General features: G+C 62.7%; 20 protein-coding genes. 15 read left to right on the top strand and 5 right to left on the bottom strand.

Translation table 11 applies throughout. The features are described 5' to 3' along the window. Nucleotides 1–27 precede the first annotated feature (27 nt). The 4 genes from G9X68_RS02705 (at nucleotide 28) to G9X68_RS31725 (ending at nucleotide 3,736) form a co-directional block, all read left to right on the top strand. Nucleotides 28–786, top strand: a complete 759-nt coding sequence (locus G9X68_RS02705) for an acetoacetate decarboxylase (RefSeq protein WP_171601168.1) — start codon at nucleotides 28–30, stop codon at nucleotides 784–786. Nucleotides 787–812: 26 nt separating this feature from the next. Continuing rightward, a complete protein-coding gene (locus G9X68_RS02700; RefSeq protein ID WP_171601167.1) occupies nucleotides 813–1,595 on the top strand; it encodes a 3-hydroxybutyrate dehydrogenase in 783 nt (260 codons plus the stop codon). A 135-nt stretch (nucleotides 1,596–1,730) separates the two neighbouring features. Further along, a complete protein-coding gene (locus G9X68_RS02695; RefSeq protein WP_171601166.1) occupies nucleotides 1,731–2,624 on the top strand; it encodes a DUF2092 domain-containing protein in 894 nt (297 codons plus the stop codon). A gap of 320 nt (nucleotides 2,625–2,944) precedes the next feature. Continuing rightward, the gene (locus G9X68_RS31725) at nucleotides 2,945–3,736 is read left to right on the top strand and encodes a hypothetical protein (RefSeq protein WP_342355310.1); all 792 of its coding nucleotides are present in this window, start codon (nucleotides 2,945–2,947) and stop codon (nucleotides 3,734–3,736) included. A gap of 110 nt (nucleotides 3,737–3,846) precedes the next feature. On the opposite strand, the gene G9X68_RS02685 is transcribed toward G9X68_RS31725, so the two are convergent. After that, complete coding sequence (locus G9X68_RS02685) at nucleotides 3,847–4,530, bottom strand: TetR/AcrR family transcriptional regulator (protein WP_244956093.1); 684 nt, start codon at nucleotides 4,528–4,530, stop codon at nucleotides 3,847–3,849. Nucleotides 4,531–4,706: 176 nt separating this feature from the next. Here G9X68_RS02685 and G9X68_RS02680 point away from each other — a divergent pair, with 176 nt between their 5' ends. The 5 genes from G9X68_RS02680 (at nucleotide 4,707) to G9X68_RS02660 (ending at nucleotide 11,908) form a co-directional block, all read left to right on the top strand. Continuing rightward, entirely contained in the window at nucleotides 4,707–5,771 is a 1,065-nt protein-coding gene (locus G9X68_RS02680) for an efflux RND transporter periplasmic adaptor subunit (protein WP_171601165.1), read from the top strand. Between the two features lies 1 nt (nucleotide 5,772). Then, nucleotides 5,773–6,870 (top strand): efflux RND transporter periplasmic adaptor subunit, encoded by a 1,098-nt coding sequence (locus tag G9X68_RS02675; RefSeq protein ID WP_171601164.1) that lies wholly within the window; start codon nucleotides 5,773–5,775, stop codon nucleotides 6,868–6,870. Then, the gene (locus tag G9X68_RS02670; RefSeq protein ID WP_171601163.1) at nucleotides 6,867–9,917 is read left to right on the top strand and encodes an efflux RND transporter permease subunit; all 3,051 of its coding nucleotides are present in this window, start codon (nucleotides 6,867–6,869) and stop codon (nucleotides 9,915–9,917) included. The genes G9X68_RS02675 and G9X68_RS02670 overlap by 4 nt, the downstream gene beginning before the upstream one ends. A gap of 1 nt (nucleotide 9,918) precedes the next feature. Then, on the top strand, nucleotides 9,919–11,202 hold the full coding sequence (locus tag G9X68_RS02665) for an alpha/beta hydrolase (RefSeq protein WP_171601162.1): 1,284 nt from the start codon (nucleotides 9,919–9,921) through the stop codon (nucleotides 11,200–11,202). 67 nt (nucleotides 11,203–11,269) lie between these two features. After that, nucleotides 11,270–11,908: a TetR family transcriptional regulator gene (locus G9X68_RS02660; protein ID WP_171601161.1), complete on the top strand. Its 639-nt coding sequence runs from the start codon at nucleotides 11,270–11,272 to the stop codon at nucleotides 11,906–11,908. Nucleotides 11,909–11,926: 18 nt separating this feature from the next. Here the strand turns inward: G9X68_RS02660 and G9X68_RS02655 are convergent, their stop codons facing one another. Continuing rightward, on the bottom strand, nucleotides 11,927–12,394 hold the full coding sequence (locus G9X68_RS02655) for a cupin domain-containing protein (RefSeq protein WP_171601160.1): 468 nt from the start codon (nucleotides 12,392–12,394) through the stop codon (nucleotides 11,927–11,929). Between the two features lie 432 nt (nucleotides 12,395–12,826). Here G9X68_RS02655 and G9X68_RS02650 point away from each other — a divergent pair, with 432 nt between their 5' ends. Continuing rightward, the gene (locus tag G9X68_RS02650; RefSeq protein WP_171601159.1) at nucleotides 12,827–13,645 is read left to right on the top strand and encodes a sugar phosphate isomerase/epimerase family protein; all 819 of its coding nucleotides are present in this window, start codon (nucleotides 12,827–12,829) and stop codon (nucleotides 13,643–13,645) included. Nucleotides 13,646–13,933: 288 nt separating this feature from the next. On the opposite strand, the gene G9X68_RS02645 is transcribed toward G9X68_RS02650, so the two are convergent. Next, nucleotides 13,934–14,977, bottom strand: a complete 1,044-nt coding sequence (locus G9X68_RS02645) for a zinc-dependent alcohol dehydrogenase family protein (RefSeq protein ID WP_171601158.1) — start codon at nucleotides 14,975–14,977, stop codon at nucleotides 13,934–13,936. Nucleotides 14,978–15,224: 247 nt separating this feature from the next. Between G9X68_RS02645 and G9X68_RS02640 the strand changes: the two genes are divergently transcribed. After that, nucleotides 15,225–16,112, top strand: coding sequence for a branched-chain amino acid aminotransferase (locus G9X68_RS02640; protein WP_171601157.1), 888 nt, complete (start codon nucleotides 15,225–15,227; stop codon nucleotides 16,110–16,112). A 343-nt stretch (nucleotides 16,113–16,455) separates the two neighbouring features. Here G9X68_RS02640 and G9X68_RS02635 read toward each other — a convergent pair whose 3' ends face one another. Further along, nucleotides 16,456–17,358, bottom strand: a complete 903-nt coding sequence (locus G9X68_RS02635; RefSeq protein ID WP_171601156.1) for a LysR family transcriptional regulator — start codon at nucleotides 17,356–17,358, stop codon at nucleotides 16,456–16,458. 138 nt (nucleotides 17,359–17,496) lie between these two features. Here G9X68_RS02635 and G9X68_RS02630 point away from each other — a divergent pair, with 138 nt between their 5' ends. The 4 genes from G9X68_RS02630 (at nucleotide 17,497) to nadE (ending at nucleotide 22,836) form a co-directional block, all read left to right on the top strand. After that, nucleotides 17,497–18,738: an HlyD family secretion protein gene (locus tag G9X68_RS02630; protein WP_171601155.1), complete on the top strand. Its 1,242-nt coding sequence runs from the start codon at nucleotides 17,497–17,499 to the stop codon at nucleotides 18,736–18,738. A 98-nt stretch (nucleotides 18,739–18,836) separates the two neighbouring features. Continuing rightward, nucleotides 18,837–20,456, top strand: coding sequence for an MDR family MFS transporter (locus G9X68_RS02625; RefSeq protein WP_171601154.1), 1,620 nt, complete (start codon nucleotides 18,837–18,839; stop codon nucleotides 20,454–20,456). Nucleotides 20,457–20,486: 30 nt separating this feature from the next. After that, nucleotides 20,487–21,692 (top strand): adenylate/guanylate cyclase domain-containing protein, encoded by a 1,206-nt coding sequence (locus tag G9X68_RS02620; RefSeq protein WP_171601153.1) that lies wholly within the window; start codon nucleotides 20,487–20,489, stop codon nucleotides 21,690–21,692. 310 nt (nucleotides 21,693–22,002) lie between these two features. Further along, nucleotides 22,003–22,836: an ammonia-dependent NAD(+) synthetase gene (nadE, locus tag G9X68_RS02615; RefSeq protein ID WP_171601152.1), complete on the top strand. Its 834-nt coding sequence runs from the start codon at nucleotides 22,003–22,005 to the stop codon at nucleotides 22,834–22,836. Between the two features lie 72 nt (nucleotides 22,837–22,908). Here the strand turns inward: nadE and G9X68_RS02610 are convergent, their stop codons facing one another. Beyond that, complete coding sequence (locus G9X68_RS02610) at nucleotides 22,909–24,150, bottom strand: multidrug efflux MFS transporter (protein WP_171601151.1); 1,242 nt, start codon at nucleotides 24,148–24,150, stop codon at nucleotides 22,909–22,911. Nucleotides 24,151–24,387: the final 237 nt, after the last annotated feature.

The following is a 24,387-nucleotide window of genomic DNA, read 5'->3' as shown; positions in this document are numbered from 1 at the left end:
ATTTCACCCAAAGAGAAGAGCACGACTATGAAGATCGCCGCAGTCCGCGAAAACGCCTTCGCGATGCCGCTCAACAATCCGGCCTATCCGAGGCCACCATACAAATTCTACAACCGCGAATTTGTAGTCATCAACTACCGGACCGATCCGGAGACCCTGCGCGCCGTCGTGCCGGAGCCGCTGGAAGTGATCGGCGACACCGTCGCCTATGAATTCATCCGCATGCCGGATTCCACGGGTTTTGGCGACTATACGGAAACCGGGCAGGTCATTCCGGTGCGCTTCACGACGCCGTCGGGCAAGGTGCAGGAAGGCAGCTACGTGCATGCCATGTATCTTGACGACAACTCTCCGATCGCCGGCGGCCGCGAGATCTGGGGCTTTCCGAAGAAGCTGGCGACGCCGAAGCTGTCTCACGAGCAGGAGACGCTCGTCGGGACGCTCCACTACGGCTCGGTTCTCTGCGTGAGGGCGACCATGGGCTACAAGCATCGCGAGCTCCCGCTTGAGCCGCTGGCCAAGGCAATGGCGAAGCCCGCCTTCGTGCTGAAGGTCATCCCGCACGTCGACGGTTCGCCCCGGATTTGCGAACTCGTGCGCTACTATCTCGAGGATGTGACCCTGAAGGGCGCATGGGCCGGGCCGGCAGCCCTGCAATTGTTCGAACACGCAATGTGCGACGTCGCGCGTCTACCCGTGCGCGAAGTCACCTCGGCCAGCCATTACGTCGCCGGCCTGACGCTCGGCCTCGGCGAGGTCGTATTCGACTACCTCCAACACGACTGATCTCCCGCAACTGAAAGGAACTATCCATGTCTCGATTTGATGGAAGAGTAGCGATTATCACCGGAGCCGCGAGCGGCATCGGCAAGGAAATCGCGCTTCGCTTCGCAGCCGAAGGCGGCATTCCCGTGATCGCCGACCTCAATCTCGACGCCGCGAAGGCAACGGCCGCCGAGCTCAAGGAGAAGGGCGGCGATGCCTTCGCCGTGGCGATGAACGTCGCCGACGAAGAGCAGGTGGAAAAGGCAGTTGGCGAGGTGATCGCCAGGTTCGGCAAGATCGACGTGCTGGTCAGCAACGCCGGCATCCAGATCGTCAAGCCGCTGGTCGACTTTCCCTTTGCTGACTGGAGAAAGCTGCTTTCGATCCATCTCGACGGCGCCTTTCTGACCACTCGCGCCTGCCTCAAGCACATGTATGCCGCCAATTACGGCCGGGTGATTTACATGGGCTCCGTGCACTCCAAGGAAGCCTCGAAGCTGAAGGCGCCCTATGTCACGGCCAAGCACGGACTGATCGGACTGGCCAAGGTACTGGCAAAGGAAGGGGCCGAACACAACGTCACGGCCAACGTGGTCTGCCCCGGCTTCGTGCGCACGCCGCTCGTTGACAAACAGATCCCCGAGCAGGCGCGGGAGCTCGGCATCAGCGAGGAGCAGGTGGTCAAGACGGTGATGCTCAAGGACACGGTCGACGGCGAGTTCACCAGCACCGATGACGTGGCAGACGCTGTTCTCTATTTCGCCGCGGCCAGGTCCAATTCCGTGACGGGTCAGTCGCTGGTCGTGAGCCACGGCTGGTTCATGCAGTAGGATCGATTGCGGACAGACGGACGGCACGCTTAGCGGCGCCGTGCGACAGAAACGCTCCAGCAACCCGGACCAACTCTACCTCGCGACGAGCCGCAGCGGCTCGCGCTATCTCGTTTAGTATCAAAGGAAATGAACATGGAAGTCTGTAATGGTTTGCGGCGGCTCCTCACGAAGGCCGGGCGACCCTTGGTGGCCACGAGTCACTCTGTCGACGGTGCAAGCGTGCGTGGCGTGACTGCGATACTGCGGAATGCCGTCCAGACTACTGCGCTCGCCATGTTCGTAGGATTCGCCGCGCTGCCGACAGCCCGTGCGGATGAGCCGACCCCGCCGATAAAACGGGCGATCAGCGACGAGGCCGCGACCGCCGTTTCGCAGATGGGAAAGACGCTCCTTGCCAGGGACCTGACGATCACGGCGAAAACGATCAGCATTTACTTGGATCAGTCCGGACAACCGCTTCACATCTTCCATACGATGAAAATCACCGTGCGCCGTCCCGACCGGATCGCCGTCGAGTTTACCGGCGATGATGGTAGGCACGATCTGTTCTACGACGGCAAGTCGGCCTCGGTCTTCTTTCCCGACAGCAAGAAATACGCAACGATCCCGGCCTCGGGCGACATACCATCTGCGCTCAACGAGGTGGCAACCAAGCTGGACGTCGATTTTCCGCTCGGCGCCCTTTTTGCAGACTTTCCAGACAAGGTCCTGTTGGGCGATGCCTTGGCCGCCTGGCAGGTGGGAACGGCTACCGTCGACGGCGTCGAGTGCCGGCATCTGTTTTTCTCTCAGAAGTCCGGCATCGATCTGGAACTGTGGGTCGAGAAGAATGCCGCGGCGACGCCGCATCGTCTGGTCGTCACCTACCCGTTGCTGCAGGGCCAACCAAGCTTCGTCGCCGAATTCACGAGCTGGAAGACCGAGCCCCCTCTGTCCGACTCCGAATTCACCTTTGAACCTCCCGCCGATGTGAAAAAGATCGACCTGACGCCAGCCGTCGCATCGGGAACGAAAGGAAGCAAGTGATGAACTATCTGAAGCGCACCTGCTTTGCTTTTCTCGCTTTCACGGCCATTACATCGGATGCGGCCTTCGGTCAGTTTGGACCGCCGCCCGGTGGTCCGCCGCCCCTGCCGTCTGGAGGCCCACCCCATTTCCCGTCGGTCGGGCCGGGCGGGCCCCCACGTCCGCAGATAGGCCGTACCCCGCGTCCGCCGATGGCGAGCCACCGTCGGCCGCCGGTGAGCGCGCAGAAACGTCCTCCGGCAAACCCACGTACTCGTATGCCAGATGTCGGCGGCGCAAAGGGGCGATTGGCGGAGGGGCCTGGCCGCAGAGGGAGCAACGTGTCCGGAAAGATCCGCAACACGCTGAACTCGGGCGGTAACGTCAACGGGAGCCGCGCCTTCATGAACTCCGGGGGCAATATCGTCGCCAAGGACTCCGGCAACCTCACCGTTAACAATTCCGGCGATCTCAAGGTCTCGGGCAACGGCAACGGATACTTTGGCCGTGGATATTATGGTCGTGGAGACGGCGTCGGCGGCCATGGTCACGGAGAGTATGGCGGTGGAGACTATGGGCGTGGATATTATCGCCGCGGAGCCTACGTTCTGGGCGGGTATGCGGCAGGCGTCGTCACCGGCGCGGCAGCCGCCTCGAGCACCGGCGGAACGACATATTCTTCCTATGGAGATCAGTCTGGATCCTCTGCGGGTTCCTCCGGCGCAGCGTCCTCGAGTTCGTCCCAAGACAGCGCGGGCTCTGCTAACGCGGCGTCGTCTGGTCCGTCTCACGGGGCCTCTTCGGGTTCGTCTCACGCGAGATCTTCAGGCTCTTCTGGCGGAATATATGCGAGATCTTCCGACCAGAGCCGCGCCGGCCCGCCCGTTGACGGCGCGGAGGGCGGGGCGAACCAGGGCGGCCGCAATGGCAACTCCCAGTCCGTGAATCCCCTGATTGCCGGCCTGTTTGAGAGCCTGCCGCCGGAGGGCACGGCATGGACGTCGGAAGATGCGGTCGGTTGGCTTCAGGCCGCAGCCGCCAATCTACGGATCGTCTATAAGATCCAGGGAAACATCTTGGTCACAGGCGAAGTCCCAACGTCGGATTACAATCGCGTGCCTGGCGGGAATTAGATTCAGCTCAGCATGGCGAAGAGGTTGAGGCCGGACGTCGCACGACGTATCCGGCCTTTGCCGGCATCGAAAACTGCACAGCTCCGTCCGCTCTGACGTACCTCGCCAAATCAGGCCATTCGTCCCGAAGGCTGCACGAGTCCGTGCATGACGAGGTCAATGTGCGACTCCATAAGCGCCTTGCCATCGATCGGCTCTCGATCCGCAGACATCAGACGCCAGGCGGCAACCTGAAAAATTGAGCTCGCGAGCACGTCCGGCGTGTCGGCCGCTGTATCTTGTCTCAACTCTCCCGATTTCACGCCTTCTTTGACCAACGCCGTGAGGGCTGCAAGCGTCGGTGCGATGAACAGCTCATGACGACAATCGACCATTTCGGGAAGACGAGCTCCTTCGGCGACGGACAAGCGCAGGAGTTCTCTCGTCTTTCGGTCGTTGGCCGTGTTTTCATAAGCGATAAGCAGCAGGTCGCGGATCCGCTCCGCGCAGGATCCCCGGAGGCAGCCGATGGCGGTCGACAGGTCTGCGGATGACGTTGCCGCATGGCGAAACATCTCCTGGAAAAGAACGTCCTTGGTCGGGAAATAGAGGTAGACCGTTCCCTTTGTTATCCGCAGTCGAGTCGCGATATCTTCAACTCGCGTTGCCGCATAACCTTTTGCCGCAAACTCCTCGAACGCGGCCTCCAGTATTTCATGAGGACGCCGCGCCTTCCGTTCCGCCCGCGATGTTTTTTTAACACCTCGTTCGATCATCCAATTGGAATTGTTTGGCTGTCCGGCGGCTAACCGCATCTGCTTCACCTATGTCCGTGTTGCGCGTGTCAACATTTTCTGACGGGGATGTTGACATCGTCTACTTTAACCCTTAAGTGGGCGCTGTCAACATCTGGCAACAGCCTGTTAGCAGCAGATTGAAGCTGGCCGATCAACAATGCGGCTCTCTTCGCAAAACCGTACCGGAGCAAAAAATGCAGTCCTCTCGATTGTTGGGAATTGGTCTCGCCTGCGCAGTTCTGGCTGCCTGCGAGGAGAAAGCTGAAGTGGCGCCGCCGCCGCAGCAGGTCCGCGTCGTTGCGGCGTCGAACGCGCAGTATCAACCGGGGGCGGAAATCACCGGCGAGGTGAAGGCAAGGGTTCAGACCGAACTCTCCTTTCGCGTCAGCGGCCGGGTTCTTGAGAGAAGGGTCGACGTCGGATCGCATGTCCACGCCGGCGACGTCCTTGCCCGGCTCAACGACACGGAACAGCAGGCGGACGTCAGCGTCGCCCGCGCGGCACTGGAGTCGGCGCAGGCCGTCACCAGGCAGAAGATACTCGCCTTCGACCGGGCGAAGTCGCTCCTGCAGTCGCAGGCTGTTCCGCGGGCGGTCTTTGACGATGCGCAGAAGGAGCTGCTGAGTGCGCAGGCTTCCCTCGAGGCCGCCGAGGCCGCGCTCGCGACGGCAGAGGATGCGCTGTCCTACACTGAGTTGAAGGCCGCCGCGGACGGCATCATCACGGCGCGCGGCATCGAAGCCGGGCAGGTGGTGTCAGCAGCGCAGTCGGCCTTCACGCTCGCCCATGACGGACCGCGGGATGCGGTGTTCGATGTCTTCGAGGCCTTCTTTCTGGATGGCCGGCCGCTGAACGACGTCGAGGTCGCACCGGTCTCGGACCCATCGCGCGACGTTCATGCCAGCATACGCGAGGTTTCGCCCGTCATCGACGCGAAGGCAGGCACGATCCGGATCAAGGTGGGGCTCCAGGAGGGCGCGCCATGGCCGCTCGGCACGCCTGTCGTGGGCAAGCTGCGCGCCTCGCCGCGCGACGGAATCGTGCTCCCCTATACCGCGATCGCATCAGCCGAAGGCGAACCCGCCGTGTGGCTCGTCAACACCCAAAACCATTCCGTTTCGCTCCGGAAGATTTCGGTCGACCGATATCGCCAGAGCGATTTCGTCGTCACCGGCGGCGTCGCCGCACACGACCTGATCGTCACCGCAGGCGGAAAGTTCCTCAAGGAAGGCCAGGCAGTCGCCTGGGAAGGCAAGTGAGATGACCCTCAATCGCATATATACCGCTCTCCCGCTTCTTCTGTCAGTGTCATTGCTTGCAGGCTGCGATCAGAACTCCGTCGCCGGGGAGGCGGCGGCTCCCCGTCCTGTCAAAGTTGTCATGGCTACGGCCGAACAGGCCAAAATCGCAAGCTCGCCCGGCATGGTGCGGGCACGCATCGAGACTGACCTGGCGTTTCGGACGCTCGGGCGAATGGTCTCTCGCAAGGTCGATGTCGGCGACCTGGTGCACAAGGGCGATGTCCTGGCGGAAATCGATCCTCTCACTCTGCAGCTCGCAGTCAAGAGCGCGGAAGCCGAACTGCGCAACGCCCAGGCGCAGTTGGAGAATGCCGCGACGACGGAAACCCGCAAGCGAAAGCTTATGCAGAGCAGCGCAGCAAGCATTGCAGATCACGATCTTGCCGAACAGCAGCTCAAATCTGCTGCCGCCAATGTCGCGAAAGCGACGGCCAGCCTTGCGAAGGCGAATGAGCAGCTCGGCTACGCCGAGCTGAGGGCCGAGTTCGATGGCGTCGTGACCGCCACGTCCGCGGAAATGGGACAGACGGTTTCGGCCGGCCAGCCGGTCTTGAAACTGGCACGTCTCGAGCAGCGCGACGTGGTCGTCGACGTGCCGGAAGCGCAGTTCAGTCGCGTTCGCCTGGGCGACCGCTTCAACGTCGCCCTCCAGCTCGACAGCAGGATCCAGGCCATTGGCGTCGTCCGCGAGATCGCGCCGCAGGCCGACGCCAATACCCGCACCTATCGGCTGAAGATCGGGATCGATCAGGCGCCGGACATCTTCCGCCTTGGCGCCGTGGTCACCGCGACGCCGCTTGCCGGAGAAAGGAAGCAGGCGATCACGCTGCCGCTCTCCGCCATCCGCCACGAAGGCGGTGGCAGCCAAGTATGGGTGGTGGATCGCGCCAGGGCCCAGGTCGTCCTGAGGACGGTTGAACTCAATGGCCCGGCGTCCGCCCCCCGTTCCGTCCTGGTTCAAGCGGGCCTGCGGGAAGGCGAAGAGATCGTCATCGCCGGAGTCGATGAACTCACCGATGGACAGAAAGTGCAACTCGGACAGGAGCCACGCCCGTGAATAAATTCAACCTTTCTGACTGGGCGCTCGAGCATCGTTCGCTTGTCTGGTACTTCATGATCATGTTCGCGGTGGCGGGCGCCTTTGCCTATCTCGGCCTCGGCCGCGAGGAGGATCCGTCCTTCACGATCAAGACGATGGTGATCCAGGCCCAGTGGCCAGGTGCTTCTGCCCAGGAGGTGACGCAGCAGGTTACCGACCGCATCGAAAAGAAGCTCCAGGAGCTCGACAAGCTGGAACATACCCGCAGCATTACGACTGCCGGTCAAACGATCGTCTTCGTCGATTTGCTGCCGGATACGAATGCGCGGGACGTAAAGCCTACCTGGTCGCGGGTGCGCAACCTGATCGACGATATCAAGCACGAATTCCCCCAAGGCGTGGTCGGACCCTTCTTCGATGACCAGTTCGGCGACGTCTATGGCAATATCTTTGCCTTCACGGCAGACGGCCTCAGTCAGAGGGAACTGCGTGATTTCGCCGAGAATGCCCGAACGCAGATCCTCAACATCCCCGACGTCGGCAAGGTCGACATCGTCGGCGCGCAGGATGAGGTGATCTACCTCGAGTTCTCCACCCGCAAGATCGCCGCCCTCGGCATCGACCGCTCCGCCATCATTGCCACGCTGCAGGCGCAGAACGCCGTCACCCAGTCCGGCTTTGTCGAAACCGGGCCGGAACGGGTCGCTTTGCGGGTCGGCGGGCGCTTCATCTCCGAAGACACCTTGCGTGGGATCAATCTTCGGGTCAACGACCGCTTCTTCCCGCTGACCGACGTCGCCACGATCACCCGCGGCTATGTCGACCCGCCGACGTCGCTCTTCCGCTTCAACGGAAAGCCCGCCATCGGGCTTGCGATCGGCATGAAGACGGGCGGCAATGTGCTTGCCTTCGGCGAAGCGCTTGAGAAGACGATGAGCAAAATCACCCAGGAGCTCCCGGTCGGCGTCTCCGTCGAACAGGTATCCGACCAACCGAAGGTGGTTGAGGAGGCCGTCGGCGGCTTCACGAAAGCCCTGTTCGAGGCAGTCGCGATCGTGCTCGCGATCAGCTTCATCAGTCTGGGGATGAGGGCCGGCCTGGTGGTGGCAATCGCGATCCCGCTCGTTCTCGCCATCACCTTCATGGTCATGTTCTACACCGGCATATCGCTGCAGCGCATCTCGCTCGGAGCGCTGATCATCGCGCTCGGTCTCCTCGTCGATGACGCCATGATCGCCGTCGAGATGATGGTGGCACGGCTGGAAGCGGGAGACAGTCTCACGACAGCGGCCACCTACGTCTACACATCCACCGCCTTCCCGATGCTGACGGGCACGCTCGTCACTGTCGCGGGTTTCATCCCCGTCGCTTTCAACAAGAGCAATGCCGGCGAGTTCACCTTCACCCTTTTCGTCGTCATTGGGGTTTCGCTGATCGTTTCGTGGGTCGTGGCAGTCTTGTTCACGCCTCTCATTGGCGTGACCATTCTACCGAAGACAATGAAGAAGCACGCCGAGCATAAGGGCCGTTTTGCCAAGATTTTTTCCAGCCTGCTGCAATTCTGCCTGCGTTGGCGCTGGATGACGATCGTCGCAACAGTCGTTCTCTTTGCTGGATCGATCGCCGGCCTGTCGATGGTGCAACAGCAGTTTTTCCCGAGCTCCGACCGTCCGGAACTTATCGTCGACTGGAACCTGCCACAGAACAGTTCGATTGCCGAAACGAGCCGCCAGATGGCCCAGTTCGAGCAGGAGATGCTGACTGGCAACCCTGGCGTCGAGCATTGGTCGACTTACGTTGGCAGGGGTGCGCCGCGCTTCGTTCTTTCCTTCGACGTGCAGCCGGCTGACGTTTCTTTCGGCCAGACGGTCATTGTCACCAAGGGGCTCGACGTTCGCGACAAGCTGAAGCAGCAGATGGAAACCTACCTTCAGAAGACGTTTCCGGGGACGGACGCTTACGTGAAGCTCCTGGACATCGGGCCTCCGGTTGGCAAGCCGATCCAGTACCGTGTGTCCGGCGAAAATCTGCAGACGGTGCGTGATCTCGCACAGAAGCTGGGCTCGATCGTCGGCACCTATCCCTCTCTCAGGAACATTGCCTTCGACTGGAACGAGCCGGCTCGCGTCGTGAAGATTGACGTGCTGCAGGACAAGGCCCGACAGCTCGGCGTCTCGTCTGAGGACATCGCAATGGCGCTCAACACCGTCGTACAAGGAAATGCCGTCACCCAGGTCCGGGATGACATCTATCTGGTCGATGTTATCGGCCGTGCCGCGGAAAAGGAGCGGGGCTCGATCGACACCCTGCTTGACCTGCAACTGCAGAGCAGCAGCGGTCAATCCGTCCCGCTGTCATCGGTCGCAACCTTCCACTATGAGCTCGAACAGCCGACGATCTGGCGGCGCGACAGAATTCCGACCATCACGATCAAGGCCGGGATCGGCGATGCGACGCAGCCGGCGACCGTTGTAAAGGCGCTCTCCGACAAGGTTTTGGCTTTCGAAAAGACGATGCCGGCCGGGTATTCCGTGAAGGTCGGCGGCGCAGTCGAGGAAAGCGCCAAGTCGCAGGGTCCGATCGCGAAGGTGGCGCCGGCCATGTTCGTCATCATGGCGACGCTGCTGATGATCCAGCTTCAGAGCTTCCACAGACTGTTCCTGGTCTTCTCGGTAGCGCCGCTGGCCCTCATCGGCGTCGTCGTGGCGCTGCTTGCCAGCAACTCGCCGCTTGGGTTCGTCGCGCTCCTGGGCGTGCTCGCGCTGGTCGGCATCCTCATCCGCAACTCGGTGATCCTGATCGTGCAGATCGAGGAGTTGCGTGCAGAGGGAATGTCGGCGTGGAAGGCGGTGGTGGAGGCGACCGAGCACCGCATGCGGCCGATCATGCTCACTGCCGCGGCCGCAACGCTCGCCCTGATCCCTATCTCGCATGAGATTTTCTGGGGTCCCATGGCTTACGCGATGATGGGTGGGATTGTCGTCGGAACGGCACTGACGCTTCTCTTCCTGCCGGCGCTCTACGTCGCATGGTTCCGGATTCCTCGCGAAGCCGAGCAGCACTGAGATGACCATATCGCACTCACTCCCTGGGCCCATTGCCCAGGGTCTCACCGGGTTTGGGTTCGCCAAGGCGATCGCTGCCCGCGTGGGCCGCGCCGTCCCGGTCTTTGTGGCCCTATCACTTGTTACATCGGGTTGCGCCAACCGGGTGCAGGATGTCCTTCAGCCTCTCGCCGTGACCCCGACCGGCACAAGCCGGGTCACCATGCTGGTCGCCACGACACGTAAGCCTTCGGAGAATCCCGGCAAACTCTTTTCCGGCGACCGCGGGACGGCGATTTCCCTTAACAGCGTCGACGTATCCATCCCGCCCGACCGGAACCGCAAGGCTGGAGAGGTGCAGTGGCCATCCCGCATGCCGCCCAACCCGCAAAAGGAGTTTGCGGTCACGCAGGTTGCCAAGGTGCAATCCGAGGGCCAGGCTTTTGACTGGTACCGGAAGAATAGAAACACGAAGCATCAGGTCATCATTTTCGTGCATGGCTTCAACAACACCTACGCCGACGCTGTCTTCCGCTTCGCGCAGATCGTCCATGACTCCGGAACCGACGCCGCACCGATCCTCTTCACCTGGCCATCAAGGGGCCGTGTCTTCGACTACCTCTACGACAAGGAGAGCGCCAACTATTCGCGTCGCGCTCTGGAGGATCTGATCCTCCAGGCTGCGAAAAGTCCCGACGTCTCCGATGTGACGATCCTTGCCCATTCCATGGGCGGCTGGCTTGCGGCCGAGGCCCTGCGCGGCGTCGCCATGCGCGAGAAATCAATCCCGACGAAGGTCAAGAACGTCGTTCTCGCGTCCCCGGACATCGACATCGACGTGTTCCGTCGCCAGTTCACCGAGATGGGGCCGAAACGGCCGCACTTTGCGATCCTGACGTCGACACGCGACAAGGCCCTGGAGATGTCGAGCTGGCTATCGGGTGGCGTCAGCCGCGTCGGCGGGTCCGATCTCAGACCTTACGCGCCTCTTCTCGACGAACTCGGCGTTTCCGTTATCGACACGAGCGCCATCGCGACGAACGATCCGCTCGGCCACAATGCCTTCGCCGACAGTCCCGAGATCGTGCGCTTGCTCGGGCGGCGGCTGGCGGGGCAGAGCCTCGAGGGCGGAAAGGCAAGCGTTGCCGATCAGATCGGGATGACAGCGGCCAATTTCGCCGGCTCGGCAGCGCGGGTAGCCGTTGCGGCTCCCGTCGCGGTCATCAGCCCGGAGGCGCGAGAAATCCTGAAGCGGGAACTCTCCTCGAATGAGGGGAAGATGGTGGATGGTCAGATTGCCTACTGACCGTCAGCCGCCTCGATCAGGCGCCGACTGAGACCCGTCCAGCATGCGGACCAGATAGGATTGGCAAATGGAAGTTGGCACGACTGTAAAAGACCAGCCGCAGGCTGGCTATATGTCCTCGATCATTGAAGCCGGCACGGCAGCGTGCCGGCTGTACGGGCCCTCGAAAACAAACGTCGCCGATATCGCTCGACTGCTGGGGAAGTCGCCGGCATGCGTGTACAAAATCTTCCCCTCCAAGGCGGCGATTTGGGATGCTATTGCCGGGAATTTCTTCGAAACTGATCTCACCTTCACCCCATCTGCCGACGGCGAGCTTACCAGTGCGGCGCGCCGGCTGAAAGAAATCGCGCTCGAACAGCACCGCCTGATGCTGCAGGCACGTCACGGCGACAACCAGATGTTCAATCTCGTTGTTCTTGCCGCAGAGGGCAGTTGGCCATCGTTCAGAGACCATCTGAAGCGACTTCAGGCGCATGTCGGGGAGCTCGTTTGCACCGGCATCGCGACTAAAGAGTTCGTTCCGAGAAACATTGAGGCGGCCGCATCCTGCTTTTGCGCCTCAATCATCTCCTTATGGGACCCCAGAATTATTGGCACCCTGCATTCGAGCCACTGTGAGCTATCAGCTCATGCACTCGCTTCCTTCGCAGTTGCAGCTCTCAGCCAAGTTCCCCCACGCGAGGAGAGCATGGCCGCGGAATGACGCTCCCAGATGCGGCCGTTAGGCCGCGAGGATGGTGATCCCGTAGGCGTTGGCGGCCGCGGTCATGCGGGCGATGGTTTCCGCCGAAGGGCTGGCCTTCGGTGGCTCCGTCGCGCCTTCCGCTTCGATAAACTCGGCCATGTCTCGATCGACGACCGCAGAAAAGACCACCGGGACGGCTCCGCGGTTGGCGTAGCCATGCACCATGAAGGGCGGGATGGTGACGATGTCGCCGGCGCTGGCTTCAATCTCTTCGGGGCCGCTGTCGCTCAGGCGCCAGACCGTCAGCTTGCCCTCGATGATGCGGAACACTTCCGGGCTCGCATGCGCATGTTTCGGTGTCCGGCTGCCTGATGGCACTGTGACGTCGAAGATATTGAGCCAGGCACCGCTGGTTCTAAGCCGCCGCTCGACCCGGTCGCCGAGGACGAAAAACCGCTTGGCCTCGTCGCTCGCAGGCAATTTCACAAATGAGTTGGACATCATGTCTCTTTCTTTTTCTTACAGGGCTTTTTCTTATGGGCTTTTTCTTGCGGGCGCAGCCGTTAGACCTTTGCGATGCCTTTGACAACCCGCCCTGTCGTTGGGGGACATCGCCGAACGCCTTCAAAGAAGCGGCCTACATCAGCCGAAGCGCTGAACAAACGGCTCCGTTGCCAGGGGTTCAGCGCTGCTCGCGCGCCACTGCATCACGAGACCGTCAGACCCGATATCGGTACTTCGGGGCGTTTCCGCAAGGTCCGTCAATGCCGCATCAGCTATGCGGAAATGAGGGAGGCCGGAAGGGTTCGAAAGGCTCTGCGCCTGTAATACCGCCGACACAGAAGGGGCGCATAGAACGCGGCGGCCGTTCTTGGGGCCGTCCTTCCACGCCGTCCCGGCATTTACATTGATCATTCACATTGATGGAGCGCATCCATGTCCTCTCTTCCCGTCGTCGGCGCCGCTATGACGCTCGATGAAGTCGAACTTCACCGTGATTGGCTCTTCGAAAAATCCCGCGATCTCGAATTGCAGAGCTTCATCGATGCCGAGGTTCTGAACGGCGACTGGGCGCCGCTTGCCGCCCGCGCCAGGCGGCTTCTCGACGGTCATGGCGGCCGCCTCGGTATTCACGGCCCGTTCTGGGGCTTCACCATCGCCTCGGAAGATCCCGATATCCGCGCCGTCGTCACAAGGCGCCTGCTGCAGGGTCTCGATGTCTGCGCTGCCATCGGCGCGACCCATATGGTCATCCACAGCCCTTACACCTCCTGGTCCTACAACAATCTCGACGACAATGCCGGCGCCCGCGAAGCCTTGGTCGAGCGCACGCACATGACGCTCCGCGACGCCGTCCGGCGCGCCGAGGATATCGGCTGCACCATGGTCATCGAGAACATCGAGGACAAGGATCCGCATATCCGCGTGGCGCTCGCCGAAAGCTTCAACTCGCCTGCCGTCGCCGTCTCGATCGATACCGGCCACGCCCATTATGCCCACGGTTATACCGGTGCTCCGCCGGTCGATTATTACGTCAAGGCCGCCGGCAATCGCCTCCAGCATGTCCACCTGCAGGATGCCGACGGCTATGCCGATCGCCACTGGAGCCTCGGCGAAGGCACGATCCGCTGGCATGCCGTCTTCGCGGCCCTTGCCAAACTCGAAAGCAACCCGCGCCTCATCATCGAGATCAAGGACAAGTCGAAGATCCCGGCCTCCGCTGCCTATCTCGCTTCGATTGGGGTGGCCGAATAGCGTCTGTTGCCCGGCCTGCTAAGGTCGCGGCTGGGCTCCCTCTTCTCCCCAGCGGGGAGAAGGTGGCCCGAAGGGTCGGATGAGGGGGCCACGCGGCAGAACCTTCATTATTCCTTGCCCTTCGCCTGCGCTACGAGCATTCGCGGCTCCGCCGTTCACCCCCTCATCTGCCTGCCGGCATCTTCTCCCCGCTGGGGAGAAGCGGACTCGTGGCAACGTCTCGCTCCCTTTCTTTCAGTAGGAGCAAGACATATCAGACGAAGTTGCTATTTGCTCGCTTCTACTCCCTCATGAAAAGCGGGTAATCACGCTGATCCCAGTGGCCTCAGCCTTGTCGAGCGCCATCAGCGCCGGCACGGCCTCCTCGAGGCTGACGCGGCGTCCGATCAGCTTCTGTGGCGCGATCTTGCCGGCGGCGAGCATCGACAGCATGGCGTCGTAACGCCAGGCCTGCATGCCGTGGCTGCCGTAGATTTCCAGCTCGTGGCCGATCACCTGCGCCATGGGGATTTGCGGCGTCGCGTGTTCACCAAGCATCAGCCCCACCTGCACGTGCCGCCCGCGACGGCGCAGATTCTTGATCGAGTTGAAGCAGGTGACGGGATGGCCGAGTGCGTCGATCGAGACATGCGCGCCGCCCTTGGTGATCTCGCGCACCGCCTCCGCCACGTCGGCGACGCCGGATGCATTGACCGTCGCTACCGCCCCGCAATCCCGCGCGAAGGCGAGCTTCTCCTCGGATATATCGATGCCGATCGCATTCGCCCCGAGGGCGGTGGCAATCATGATCGCCGACAGGCCGACGCCGCCGCAGCCATGCACGGCGATCCATTCGCCAGGCCCGGTGCGCGCCTGGTCGGCGACGGCGCGAAACGAGGTGGCAAAGCGGCAGCCGAGGCTTGCCGCCGTCGCATCGTCGATCGTATCGGGCAGGTGCACCAGATTGGTGTCGGCATAATCGATCGCCACATATTCGGCAAACGAGCCCCAATGGGTGAAGCCCGGCTGGAACTGGTTCGGGCAGACCTGCTGGTTGCCGGAATGGCATTCGCTGCAATGGCCGCAGCCGGAAACGAAGGGCACGGTCACCCGGTCGCCTACCTTGAAACGCATCACGCCGCGGCCGGTGGCGACGATCCGCCCGGCAAGCTCATGTCCCGGCACATGCGGCAGGCGGATATCCGGATCGTGGCCCATCCAGCCGTGCCAGTCGCTGCGGCAGAGCCCGCTTGCGCCGACGGATATGACGACACCGTCCTCGGCAGGCGTCGGATCGGGCAGGGTGCGGATTTCGGGCGCCTGCTCGAAGGCTTCGTAGAACATGGCTTTCATCGGCGTCTTCCCCTTACTGTCTCTGAGATTCCATCCATCATCGCATGTGGCAGCCAGCCGTTCCAACATTCCATTCCATCATTTTTGCTGATGCACCCATCGCTGAAGGCCGGCTCGCCGCGCACGAATATTGCGGCCCGACGCTGTTCCCCGGCATTTTCTTGCTTCCGTCTTTCCGGCCCGGATTTGTCCTTGACCGGGCTTGCCGCGGAGGTTTTTCCTTTGCCGGCTTTATAGGGAGGGCAGCATGGCCGTCGATACATCACCCCGTTCAACCACCTGGACTCATATCGATGGAGAATGGCTCCCCGGCAACCCACCGCTGATCGGGCCGACCTCACATGCCATGTGGCTCGGCTCGACGGTCTTCGACGGCGCCCGCTGGTTCGACGGCATCGCGCCAGATCTCGATCTGCATTGCCAGCGCATCAACCGCTCGGCGCTCGCTATGGGCCTGAAGCCGGTAAAATCAGCCGAGGAAATCGCCGCACTTGCCTGGGAAGGCGTTGCGAAATTTGACGGCGCCACGGCGATCTATATCAAGCCGATGTATTGGGGCGAACACGGCGCGCCCGGCAGCGTCGTCTCCGTCGACGCGGACTCGACCCGCTTCGCGCTCTGCCTGTTCGAGGCTCCGATGGGCGGCCATGGCGGCACCAGCCTCACCGTCTCGCCTTATCGCCGCCCGTCGCCGGAAACGGCGATGACCGAGGCGAAAACCGGTTCGCTCTATCCGAACAGCGGCCGCATGATCGCCGAGGCGCGCAGCCGCGGTTTCGACAATGCGCTGGTGCGCGACCTGAACGGCAATGTCGTCGAGACCGCCTCTTCGAACGTCTTCATGGTCAAGGATGGCGTGGTGATGACACCGGCCGCCAACCGCACCTTCCTCGCCGGCATCACCCGCGCCCGGGTCATCGGCCTGCTGCGCCAGGCCGGTTTCGACGTCCATGAAGCAACGCTCTCCGTCGAGGATTTCCTCGCAGCCGACGAGATCTTCACCACCGGCAACTATTCCAAAGTCGTCGGCGTCACCCGCCTCGACGACCGCAACCTGCAGGAAGGCCCGGTCACCCGCAAGGCGCTGGAACTCTACATGGACTGGGCCCACGGCAGGAGTGAGAGCGAAGAGTGAGCAGCGGTTCGGCGCAGCCGAAGCAATCGATCCAGTGAATCGATTGCAGCGCCGAACGCCCGAAGCGCAAGCGCAGGGCCGGGGCGTTCCCTGGCAGAATCGAGATCCGCATCCACCCCCCTCTGCCCTGCCGGGCATCTCCCCCACAAGGGGGGAGATCGGCAAGAAGCGATGTCTCGCCCTAAGTTCACGATTCATATGACGGCCAGTTGTTTGGGGAAGCCATCACGCCCAACCAATCTCCCTCCTTGTGGGGGAGATGCCCGGCAGGGCAGAGGGGGGTCCAGCCACACCCGAGCCCATTCGAAAAAATGCGAGAGCAGGCCTACCCGGGCGGCCCCACTCACGTCATCCACTTCCGATGTTCCGCAAATCTCTCCGCCAAGAGATCGATGAACAGCCGCACCTTCGTCGGCAGGTGGCTCCGGTTGGGATAGACCGCGTTGATGTTGAATTCCACCGGCCTGTAGTCCGGCATGATATTCACCAGTCGCCCTTCGGCGATGTCGTCGAACACCACGAAGCTCGGCGCCAGGAAGATGCCCCGCCCGGTCAGCGTCAGGAAGCGCAGCATCTCGGCGCTGTTGGAGACGACGTTGCCGCTGATCTTGACGCTTTCCTTGTTGCCGTCGCCATCCTCGAAGCGCCAGTCGTCGCCATAGGGATAATAGGCATATTGCAGGCAATTGTGCTCGGCGACCTCGGCCGGCGTCTTCGGCATCGGATGGCTCTCGAAATAGGCCGGCGAGCAGACGAGCATATGGCGCCACGGCGTCAGCTTGCGGGCGACGAGCGATGAATCCGGCGGCGGTACGGTGCGCATCACCAGGTCGTAACCGTCCTCGATCATGTCGACCATCCGCTCGCCGACGCTGAAATCGAGTGAGATCGACGGATAAAGCTCCATAAATTCGCTGACGACGGGCAGCAGGAAACGCACGATGGCACTGCTGGTATAGACCTTCAGTGTGCCGCGCGGCGTCGTGCTCAGAGCGCCGGCCGTCCGGTCCGCCTCATCGAGTTCGGCCAGGATCTGCGACGAGCGCTCATAGTAATATTTGCCGGTTTCCGTCAGGCTGACCTTGCGCGTCGTGCGGTTAAGCAGCCGCACGCCGAGCCGGTCCTCAAGCGATTGCACGTGATTGCCGACCATGGTGACGGACATGTTGAGCCGGCGCGCGGCCGCGGAAAAACCGCCGCATTCCACCACCCGGCCAAAGACTGTGAGGCTTGTCAGCCGATCCATATTGCCCTCGGATTATCCGCTGAGAGTTGATGATCCTTCCCGATTTAAGCAGATTATCAAAATGAATGTCAGGGTGCATTTTCCTTCGCATCGAACAGGGCCTCTCACAGAGCTGGCCAACGGTGAAGGAGAATGACGATGGTCGAGTTGCCCCGCAAAGACGTTTTTGAAAGTGCGAGGGAGGCCGAGCAGATCTTGGCCGAGGAAGCCGCCAGGGCGCCTGCCGCCGAGGCGCCCCCCATGCCTGTCTCCGAAGCGCCGGTCACCGAAGCTTCGGTCGCGGACGTTCCCAAAAAGACTGGGCGCAGGATCGTCAAGCGCGCCGTCATCGCCGCCGTCCTGCTTGCCGGTGTCGCTTTCGCCGGCGATTTCGGCTACCGTTATTGGACGGTCGGCCGCTTCATCGAATCCACCGACGATGCCTATGTGAAGGCCGATTACACCACTGTCGCCCCGAAGGTCGCCGGCTATATCAGCCAAGTGCTGGTCAACGACAATGACGCGGTCAAGGCCGGTCAGGTTCTCGCCCGCATCGACGACCGCGACTTCCAGGCCGCACTGTCGCAGGCGAGAGCCGATGTGAAGGCCGCCGAAGCCGCCATCACCAATATCGACGCCCAGATCTCCCTGCAGCAATCTGTCATCGAGCAGGCGAGGGCGACGATCGATGCCTCGCAGGCATCGCTCGATTTTGCCGTATCCGATGCCGCCCGCTCGGCCCGCCTGATCACCAACGGCGCCGGCACCCAGTCTCGCGCCGAACAGACCCAGTCGGCCCGTGACCAGGCCGCTGCCGCCGTCGAGCGTGACCGGGCAGCCCTCGTCACGGCTCAGAATAAGGTGCCTGTGCTGCAGACTGAGCGCGAACAGACCGTTGCCCAGCGTGATCGTGCGGCAGCCGCCGCCCAGCAGGCAGAGCTCAACCTCTCCTATACGGACATCGTCGCCGCCGTCGACGGCACGGTCGGCGCCCGGTCGATCCGCGTCGGCCAGTATGTCACCTCGGGTACGCAACTGATGGCGGTCGTGCCGCTGCATGCGGTCTATGTCGTCGCCAACTTCAAGGAAACGCAGCTGACCTATATCAGCCCCGGCCAGTCGGTCGAGATCAAGGTCGACAGCTTTCCCGACATCTCGATCAAGGGTCATGTCGACAGCGTTTCGCCGGCAAGCGGCCTCGAATTCTCGCTGCTGCCGCCGGACAATGCCACCGGTAACTTCACCAAGATCGTCCAGCGCATCCCGGTCAAGATCGTCATCGACGACGAGGCGCTGAGCGGCCTGCTGCGCTCGGGCATGTCGGTCGAGCCTGAAATCGATACCAAGGCTGTGCAGACCTCCGCGGCAGCTAAGGAGGGATCATCCAACCCTGCTGGATGATCCTTTCCCCTTTTTCCGAATGATCCCGATCATTCCCTGAATGATCACCCGAACCCCGCATGAGAGAATATTCCGCAAGAGCCGGAAGGAGATAGGTCATGGCCACTCTTCAGATCGCCGCAAACGGCAATTCGTTGGCGCGCCCCGCCGCCGCAGCGCCCGCGGCACCTGCCGTCATGAACCCTCTGCGCATGTGGGCAGCCGTTGTCGGCTCGACGCTCGGCGCCTTCATGGCCGTCCTCAACATCCAGATCGTCAATGCCTCGCTTGCCGATATCCAGGGCGCGATCGGCGCCGGCACGGATGACGGCGGCTGGATTTCGACCTCCTATCTGATCGCCGAGATCGTCGTTATCCCCTTGAGCGCCTGGCTGGCGCGCGTCTTCTCGCTCCGCAACTACCTGCTGACCAACGCCATCCTCTTCCTGATCTTATCCGTCGCCTGCGCCTTCGCGGCCAATCTGCAGCAGATGATCATCCTGCGTGCCATACAGGGCTTTTCCGGCGGCGTGCTGATCCCGATGGCCTTCACAATCATCATCACGCTGCTGCCCAAGGCCAAGCAGCCGATCGGTCTCGCGCTCTTTGCCCTGTCTGCCACCTTCGCGCCGGCGATCGGCCCGACGATCGGCGGTTACCTCACCGAGAACTGGGGCTGGGAACATATCTTCTATGTCAACCTGGTGCCCGGCGCGCTGATGGTTGGCCTGCTCTTTGCCTCGCTCGACCGCGCGCCGATGAACCTGAAGCTGCTCGCCAAGGGTGATTGGCCGGGCATCATCACCATGGCGATCGGCCTGGCAGCCCTGCAGACGGTACTGGAAGAGGGCAACAAGGAAGACTGGTTCGGCTCCGATTTCATCCTCCGCCTGTCTGTTATCGCCGCCGTCTCGCTGACGCTGTTCCTGATCATCGAGCTGAAGACCGCCAATCCGCTCCTGAACCTTCGCCTGCTGGTGCGCCGCAATTTCGGCTTCGGCATCGTCGCCAATTTCCTGCTCGGCATCGCGCTTTACGGCTCGGTCTTCGTGCTGCCGATCTATCTGACCCGCATCCAGGGCTATAATTCCGAGCAGATCGGCATGGTTCTCGCCTGGACCGGCATCCCGCAGCTGCTGCTGATCCCCCTGGTGCCGCGGCTGATGAAGCGTTTCGACGTCCGCTTGCTGATCGTCGTCGGCTTTGCCCTTTTCGCCGCTTCGAATTTCATGAACGTGCACATGACCGGCGACTATGCCAGCGATCAGCTGTTCTGGCCGAACATCGTCCGTGCCATCGGCCAGGCGCTCGTCTTCACGCCGCTCTCGGCGATCGCCACCGCAGGCATCGAGCGGGAGAATGCCGGTTCGGCGTCCGCGCTCTTCAACATGATGCGCAATCTCGGCGGCGCCGTCGGCATCGCCTCACTGCAGACTTTCCTGTCGAAGCGCGAGCAGTTCCACTCGAACATCCTGACCCACTCGGTCTCGATCTTCGAGGAAGCCACCCGCGATCGCATCGCCAGGCTCACCGGCTATTTCATGAGCCATGGCGTCAGCGATCAGGCGCTTGCCGGCCACAAGGCCGTCGTCGCCATCGCGCTCAAAATACGCAAGCAGGCCAATATCATGGCCTTCAGCGACACCTTCTTCCTGCTCGGCGTCGCTCTGGTCGTCGCTCTGCTTGCAACCCTGCTTCTGAAAAAACCCGGTCAACTCTCCGGCGGCGGCGCCCACTAGCGCCCTGCCTCCCTCAAGGAGGAGAAAGCCATGACGTCAGCGATCTATGCTCCCGATGCCGACAGGCTCCAGCCTAGGGCTGCCGGCCATGCCGTCAGCGTCGGCGCACTGCTCTCGATCATCGAGTGGCTCTCCGGCGACGAATGCCACGCGCTCGACGAAGCGGGGCTGGTCTCCGGCCTCGGCCGCCGGCTTCAGGCACTCGGCCTGCCGGTCGACCGGTTGACGCTGCATCTCATGACGCTGCATCCTGAGTTCATCGGCCGCACCATCGCCTGGGCGCCGGGCGAGCCGGTCGAGATCCACGACCGCGAACACGGCGCCCGCGTCGCCATCGCCAATACGCCGCTACGCAAGGTCATGGAAACCCGCGAACCGCTGGTGGTCGATACCAGAGAAAGCGTGCATGGCCGCTGGCAGCATATCGATGTCTTCGCCGATCGCGGCCTGATGCAACTCGTCATCGCGCCGCTCTGCAATGTCGACGGCCCGGTCAGCGCCGCCGTCTTCGGCACGCGGCGGCCGGGCGGCTTCACCGCCTCCGAGCGCGAGGTGATCGAGCGCATCCTACCGGCGCTGCGCAACACCAGCGAGTTGCGCATTCTTCGCCAGGTCGAGCTCAGCCTGCTCGATACTTATATCGGCCCGCTGACGGCAAGCCGTATCCTGGCCGGCCGCATCCGCCGCGACGAGATCGAATCGATGGAGGCAGCCCTGCTGCTTTGCGATCTGCGCGGCTTTACCGAGCTGTCGAACCGGCTGCCCGGCAGCACCGTGCTCGGGCTGCTCAACGCCTATTTTGACAGGATCGTGCCGGCCATCACCCGCGAGGGCGGGGAAGTGCTGAAGTTCATGGGCGACGCCGTGCTCGCCTTCTTCCCGGGTTATGATGCCGCCCATTCCTGCGGCGCCGCCCTGGCATCGGCCCGCGCCATTATCGAGGAGATCGACCACTTCCAATATGAGGGCATCGGCGTGAAGGCTGGCATCGCCCTGCATTACGGCGAGGTCAGCTACGGCAATGTCGGCTCCGGCCGGCGCCTCGATTTCACCCTGATCGGCGGCGACGTCAATCTGGTCAGCCGCATCCAGACCGCCTGCAGCGAACTGGGAGAGGCCGTGCTGATGTCGGCGCCGTTTCGTCAGGAGGCCGGGGCAGGGGATGTGATGGCCGTCGGGGTGCACAGGCTGAAGGGTTTTGCCGATCCGGTCGAACTGTTCACGATCGTGCGGTAGGCGCGCGACGCCACCCCCTCTGCCCTGCCGGGCATCTCCCCCACAAGGAGGGAGATTGGATGGGCGCGATGGTTTCCCCAAACAACTGGCCATCACGTGAATCGCAAATTGAGGGCGAGGCATGGCTTCTTGCCTATCTCCCCACCTGTGGGGCAGATGCCCGGCAGGGCAGAGGGGGGCTGCACCCGCCGAGATACCAAACCGCCCACTTGCATAAAATGCATGGCAGGTTTGCCCGAAACGGTTTCGTCTTCCCCCATCTTTTCGCCATAGTGGCGCCGAAATTCCGTACGCGGGGAGGAAGAGGCTTATGACTGTGCTGTTCGACGAACAAGGCGAGATCATCCGCGAACTGGGTGTCGCCGCCGACATCGACGCTGAGCGGGAGATCGAACGGCGAACCGCTTTCCTCAAGGATTATCTCGTCGCCTCCGGCATGCGCGGCTACGTCCTCGGCATCAGCGGCGGTGTCGATTCGCTGACGGCGGCGCTGCTGGCTCAAAAGGCGGTGCGCGAGCTGCGTGACAGCGGTCATGCGGCCGAATTCATTGCCGTGCGCCTTCCCTATGGTGTTCAGGCGGACGAGGCCGATGCGGTGAGGGCGCTGGAAACGATCGGCGCCGACCGCGCGATGGTGGTCAACATCAAGGCGCCGGCGGATGCGATGCTTGCCGCCGCGCAGGACGGCGGCCTCGCCTTTGCCGATGCCGGCCGCCAGGATTTCATCCTCGGCAATATCAAGGCGCGCCAGCGCATGATCGCCCAGTTCGCCCTGGCCGGGGCGCTGGGCAGCCTCGTCATCGGCACCGATCATGCGGCCGAGGCGGTCATGGGCTTCTTCACCAAGTTCGGCGATGGCGCCGCCGATATCCTGCCGCTCGCCGGCCTCAACAAGCGCCGCGTCCGCCTGCTGGCAAAGCGGCTCGGCGCCCCGGACGAACTGGTGTTCAAGGTGCCGACCGCCGATCTCGAGGACCAGCGGCCGCTGCGCCCCGACGAGGAGGCCTATGGCGTCAGCTATGACGAGATCGACGATTTCCTCGAAGGCAAGCCGGTCGGCGAGATCGCCCGCCGCCGCATCCTCGCTGCCTATCGGGCGACCGCCCACAAGCGCGCTTTGCCGGTGGCCGTGAGCGCGCTTTGATGCTCGTTCGGCCGAGGCGGTGTGGGCCTGCGGTGTGAAAGAGACGCCATCCGCATGTTCGCGGCATCGCCTTTAATCCGAGGCGGATGCCTTCGCATCCCTCGGCCGCACCATCCAGGCATAGGCCGCACCGGCGAGAAGCAGCACAGAGGTGCCGAGGAACACCGCCCGCATGCCGATATGCCCGCCGACAAAACCGCCAAGGATCGGGCCGGCCACCTGGCCGACATATTGCGAGGAAATCGAGAGCCCGAGAATGCCGCCGGCCGCACTATCAGGCACGCTGTGGCGGATGACCGCGGCGATGCAGGGCAGCAGCCCGCCAAGTGCTGCGCCCATCAGGAAACGCAGGATGATCAGCTGCCAGGCGCTGGTGACGAAGGCCTGCGGGATCAGCAATAGCCCGGCGACGGCAAGCGCGCCTGAAATCACCGGCCAGTGGCCGATCCTGTCGGCGAGCTTGCCGAGCCATGAGGCCGACAGAATGCTGCCGAGGGCGGCCGCCGACATGACGACGCCCGATACCATCGTCACCTGGGATTCGACGGGCACGAGCTGCGCGACATAGACGGTGATGATCGGCTCGATCGACATATTGGCAAACATCAAGAGCATGCCGGTCGCCAGCATGGCGATGACGGGCCGCTTGTCGGCAATGGATTTCCAGCCACCGCTTGCTTTGGCCGCTTTTTTGCGGGCCGGCGATTTCTCCTCCTTGATCAGGAAGGCTGTGGCGAGGAAGGCGAGGAAGATCATGCCGCCGGCGGCGAGGAATGTGCCGCGGATGCCGATGATGGGCGGCAGCGCGCCGCCGATCAGCGGCCCGACGAGATTGCCGGCCATGATGCCGGAGGAGAGCACGCCGAGCGCCCAGGCCGAACGATCCTTCGGCGTCTGCGTCGCCACGAGCACCATTGAGCCGGAGGCATAACCGCCGGCAAGCCCGACGAAGAGGCGCAGCGCCACCAGCTGCCAGACATTGCCGGCCATGCCCATCAGCGAGATCGCCAGCGTCATGCCGAGGCTGGCCCGCACCAGCATCAGCTTACGGCCGTAAATATCGCCGAGCCGGCCCCAGAGCGGCGCGACGAGAGCCGCGGCGAAGAAGGTGGCGCCATAGGCGATGCCCGACCATTGCACGATGTCAGCATGGTCGCTGACGCCGAGTTCCTCGACATAAAGCGGCAGGAAGGGAAGCAGCAGCGTCATCGCCACGATGGTGGTGAAGGAGCCGATCAGCGAGATGGTGAGATTGCGCTTCCAGTGGATCGAGCCCGGCCTGGCGCTGGCGGCGTCCAATTGCGTATCGGTCATTCTCTCGGCCTCGGCATTGATCGCGCGGCGAAGTTCCGCGCGGCTGATGAAACGATGTGCCCATTGCCGCGGCGATAAGATCGGCGCGGGTGAATCTGTCCTGAAGATCGAGCTTTTCGAGGTCGAGCGCATAGGCCGTAGCGGTGCATGCGCTCGCCGTTCCAGGGCGGGCACGCACGGATATAACCGCGCTATGGCCCATCCTTCAAGACGGCGCTTTCGCATCGATGACCTGTC

Source organism: Rhizobium changzhiense (assembly GCF_013087625.1).
Lineage (GTDB): Bacteria > Pseudomonadota > Alphaproteobacteria > Rhizobiales > Rhizobiaceae > Rhizobium > Rhizobium sophorae.
The sequence above is the reverse complement of the archived record's forward strand: the minus strand, read 5'-3'. Positions and strand labels throughout refer to the sequence as shown.

Coding starts and splice junctions, on each gene's coding strand:
- nadE (WP_171601152.1), top strand. CDS start 22,003: ATGACTGTGCTGTTCGACGAACAAGGCGAGATCATCCGCGAACTGGGT.
- G9X68_RS02645 (WP_171601158.1), bottom strand. CDS start 14,977: ATGAAAGCCATGTTCTACGAAGCCTTCGAGCAGGCGCCCGAAATCCGC.
- G9X68_RS02660 (WP_171601161.1), top strand. CDS start 11,270: ATGGAAGTTGGCACGACTGTAAAAGACCAGCCGCAGGCTGGCTATATG.
- G9X68_RS02705 (WP_171601168.1), top strand. CDS start 28: ATGAAGATCGCCGCAGTCCGCGAAAACGCCTTCGCGATGCCGCTCAAC.
- G9X68_RS02680 (WP_171601165.1), top strand. CDS start 4,707: ATGCAGTCCTCTCGATTGTTGGGAATTGGTCTCGCCTGCGCAGTTCTG.
- G9X68_RS02630 (WP_171601155.1), top strand. CDS start 17,497: ATGGTCGAGTTGCCCCGCAAAGACGTTTTTGAAAGTGCGAGGGAGGCC.
- G9X68_RS02655 (WP_171601160.1), bottom strand. CDS start 12,394: ATGATGTCCAACTCATTTGTGAAATTGCCTGCGAGCGACGAGGCCAAG.
- G9X68_RS02700 (WP_171601167.1), top strand. CDS start 813: ATGTCTCGATTTGATGGAAGAGTAGCGATTATCACCGGAGCCGCGAGC.
- G9X68_RS02610 (WP_171601151.1), bottom strand. CDS start 24,150: ATGACCGATACGCAATTGGACGCCGCCAGCGCCAGGCCGGGCTCGATC.
- G9X68_RS02685 (WP_244956093.1), bottom strand. CDS start 4,530: ATGCGGTTAGCCGCCGGACAGCCAAACAATTCCAATTGGATGATCGAA.
- G9X68_RS02665 (WP_171601162.1), top strand. CDS start 9,919: ATGACCATATCGCACTCACTCCCTGGGCCCATTGCCCAGGGTCTCACC.
- G9X68_RS02635 (WP_171601156.1), bottom strand. CDS start 17,358: ATGGATCGGCTGACAAGCCTCACAGTCTTTGGCCGGGTGGTGGAATGC.
- G9X68_RS02650 (WP_171601159.1), top strand. CDS start 12,827: ATGTCCTCTCTTCCCGTCGTCGGCGCCGCTATGACGCTCGATGAAGTC.
- G9X68_RS02675 (WP_171601164.1), top strand. CDS start 5,773: ATGACCCTCAATCGCATATATACCGCTCTCCCGCTTCTTCTGTCAGTG.
- G9X68_RS02625 (WP_171601154.1), top strand. CDS start 18,837: ATGGCCACTCTTCAGATCGCCGCAAACGGCAATTCGTTGGCGCGCCCC.
- G9X68_RS02620 (WP_171601153.1), top strand. CDS start 20,487: ATGACGTCAGCGATCTATGCTCCCGATGCCGACAGGCTCCAGCCTAGG.
- G9X68_RS02695 (WP_171601166.1), top strand. CDS start 1,731: ATGGAAGTCTGTAATGGTTTGCGGCGGCTCCTCACGAAGGCCGGGCGA.
- G9X68_RS02640 (WP_171601157.1), top strand. CDS start 15,225: ATGGCCGTCGATACATCACCCCGTTCAACCACCTGGACTCATATCGAT.